Raw genomic sequence first — 2,852 nt, forward strand, 5'->3', positions numbered from 1 at the left:
CGGGAAATGCGCGGCACCATGTCCATCGCGATGACGTTGGCGCCCCGGTCCTTGCAGCGCTGCAACAGCGCCTCGTTCTGGGCCGGCCAGAAAAAGCTGATCAGCGTCTGGCCCTTGCGCAGGTTGTCGGCCTCGGCCTCGGACGGCTCGCGAACCTTGACCACGATATCGACCGCCTGCCACAGCGCGGCGGCCGAATGAACGACCTCGACCCCGGCCTCCTGATAGGCGGAATCGGAGAAGCCCGCCTTTTCGCCCGCGCCGGTCTCGATCAGGCAGCTATAGCCCAGCTTTTGCAACTGGAGCGCGCTGTCCGGGGTCATGGCCACGCGGGCCTCGCCCTCGAATATCTCCTTGGGTGCGCCGATCTTCACGTTGTCTGTCCCCTCTCTCAGGCGACGGGACCCGAAGGCCCCGCGTCAAGTCGCAGTCTCTTACCATCGCGCAATTAAGTTTCACAAGCGCATCGCCAAGGATTCCGGAACGCATCCTTTGGTCGCAACGCCGCATCACAACCAGCGGCGCACCCGTTCGCAATAGGCGTCGAAGGCCGGGCCGTAATGCGCGCGGATCAGCGCCTCCTCCCGGCGGATGAACCGCGCCTCGATCACCTTCATGAACAGCGGCACAAGGATCAGGCTGGGCAGCGCATCCCAGATCAGGATCAGCCCCAGCAGGATCGCGGTGTCCGCAAGGTAGATCGGGTTGCGCGAGACCCTGAAAAGCCCTGTGGTAACAAGCTTGTCGGGCCGTTCGCGCGGGATCAGCGATGTCCGCTCCAGCACGAAATGCAGCGCCGCCCAGCCCGACACCGCCAGCCCCGCCGCGACCAGCCCGGTGCCGATCAGATCGCCCGCGCGCCCGGTGACATCCATCGGGAACAGCCGCGCCTGAAGCCAGGCCAGCGCGGCGAACAAGGCCAGCCATACCGGCGGCAATTCGACGTAGTGCAGGATCCGTTTCATCGCATCTTCCCGCCGGCTCAGCGCAGACAAATCGCGGCTGGCCGCCCCGCCAAAGGGCAGCCGCGCGCGCCGCACCCCCCTTAAACCGCGGCGCCCTGCCCCGATCAAGGACAGATCGCCCCCTTGCGCACCAGCCCGCCCGCGGGCAAGGCTGAACACCAAGGAGAGCCGGATGACCGATTTCACCGCAACCCGCGCGCTGTTCCACCTGCCCGAAGGTGTGATCTATCTGGATGGCAATTCGCTGGGACCAATGCCCCGGGCCGCCACCGACCGGGTCGCGCGCACGCTGCGCGACGAGTGGGGCGAAATGCTGATCGGCGGCTGGAACCGGGCGGGCTGGATGGCGCAGCCGCGCGCGCTGGGCGACCGGTTGGGCCGACTGATCGGGGCCGAACCGGGCAGCGTGGTGCTGGGCGACACGCTGTCGATCAAGGTCTACCAGGCGCTTGCCGCGGCGCTTGAGATGCAGCCCGACAGGCGCGTGATCCTCAGCGATTCCGGTAACTTTCCGACCGATCTTTACATGGCCGAAGGGCTGATCGCCGGGCTTGGCCGCGGCCATCAACTGGTCATCGTCGCGCCCGAGGCGGTCGAGGACCGGATCGGGCCGGATCTCGCGGTGCTGATGCTGACCGAGGTGGATTACCGCACGGGCCGACGCCATGACATGGCGCGGCTGACCCGCGCAGCACATGACGCGGGCGCACTGGTGCTCTGGGACCTGGCCCATTCTGCCGGGGCCTTTGCGGTCGATCTGGCGGGCACGGGGGCCGATTTCGCCGCGGGCTGCACCTACAAGTACCTCAATGCTGGCCCCGGCGCGCCCGCCTTCATCTATGTCGCGCCCCGCCATCAGGACGCCGCGCGCCCCGCACTGTCGGGCTGGCTGGGCCATGCCGCGCCCTTCGCCTTCGAACCCGCCTACCGCCCCGGCGCGGGCATCGAACGGATGCGCGTGGGCACGCCGCCGGTCTTGCAGATGGCAGCGCTGGAGGCCGCGCTCGACATCTGGGACGGCGTCGACATGGACAAGCTGCGCGCCCGCTCGATCGAACTCACCGAGTTGTTCATCGCGCTGGTCGAGCCGCGCTGCCCCGATCTGCATCTCGTCACCCCGCGCGACCCCGGCCAGCGCGGCAGCCAGGTTTCGTTTCGATTCCCCGATGGATACGCGGCCATGCAGGCCCTGATCGCGCGCGGCGTGATCGGCGATTTCCGTGCGCCCGACATCATGCGCTTCGGCTTTGCCCCGCTCTATATCGGCGAGGACGAGGTGCGCCGCGCCGCCGACATCCTGGCCGAGGTGATGGAGAACAGGCTGTGGGACGACCCCGCCTATCATATCCGCGCGGCCGTGACCTGATCGCGCCCCGGCTGCGGCTGCGCCCCGCCCGGCCGGGCGACGGCCCCGCCGCGCATGCGGTCTTCTATGCCGCCGTCCACCAGGGCAGCGCTGCCGCCTATGGCCCCGAGGAACGCGCCGCCTGGGCCCCCTCGCCCGAGCCCGCCCCGGGCTGGGAGGAACGGCTGCTGGCCGGAACCACGCTTCTTGCCGAAGCAGGGCGAAAGATCGTGGGATTCATGACGCTGGATGCCGACGGCCACCTGGAATTCGCCTATGTCGCGCCCGACCGCATGGGTCAGGGCATCGGCGCGGCGCTGCATGACGCGATCGTGGCGACCGCGCGCAAGGCGGGGCTGGGGCTATTGACCACCGAGGCCAGCCTTATCGCCCGGCCCTTCTACGCCCGCCACGGCTGGCGCGAGACCGGCCGCCAGAGCGTCATCCGCCACGGCGTCGCGCTGACGAATTTCCGCATGGAACTGGCACTTTAGCGCCGCACAGCGGATGCCGTTCGCGCGCTGGACCTCGTGTAACAGGGC

3 protein-coding genes and 1 pseudogene are annotated in these 2,852 nt (G+C 68.7%); 2 read left to right on the forward strand and 2 right to left on the reverse strand.

Features of this window, described 5'->3' with window-relative positions:
- Nucleotides 1-374, reverse strand: a pseudogene (locus ENN83_RS13340) (NAD(P)(+) transhydrogenase (Re/Si-specific) subunit alpha); the annotation flags it as partial.
- A gap of 135 nt (nt 375-509) precedes the next feature.
- Nucleotides 510-965 carry a methyltransferase family protein gene (locus ENN83_RS13345; RefSeq protein WP_287187719.1) on the reverse strand — a complete coding sequence of 152 codons (456 nt, stop codon included), beginning with the start codon at nt 963-965 and terminating at the stop codon, nt 510-512.
- Between the two features lie 172 nt (nt 966-1,137).
- Here ENN83_RS13345 and kynU point away from each other — a divergent pair, with 172 nt between their 5' ends.
- Together kynU and ENN83_RS13355 are read left to right on the forward strand one after the other, a co-directional pair.
- Complete coding sequence (kynU, locus tag ENN83_RS13350) at nt 1,138-2,331, forward strand: kynureninase (RefSeq protein ID WP_287187721.1); 1,194 nt, start codon at nt 1,138-1,140, stop codon at nt 2,329-2,331.
- Nucleotides 2,289-2,804 carry a GNAT family N-acetyltransferase gene (locus ENN83_RS13355; protein WP_287187723.1) on the forward strand — a complete coding sequence of 172 codons (516 nt, stop codon included), beginning with the start codon at nt 2,289-2,291 and terminating at the stop codon, nt 2,802-2,804. The genes kynU and ENN83_RS13355 overlap by 43 nt, the downstream gene beginning before the upstream one ends.
- Nucleotides 2,805-2,852: the final 48 nt, after the last annotated feature.

This window comes from Rhodovulum sp. (assembly GCF_011048875.1).
GTDB lineage: Bacteria > Pseudomonadota > Alphaproteobacteria > Rhodobacterales > Rhodobacteraceae > Rhodovulum > Rhodovulum tesquicola.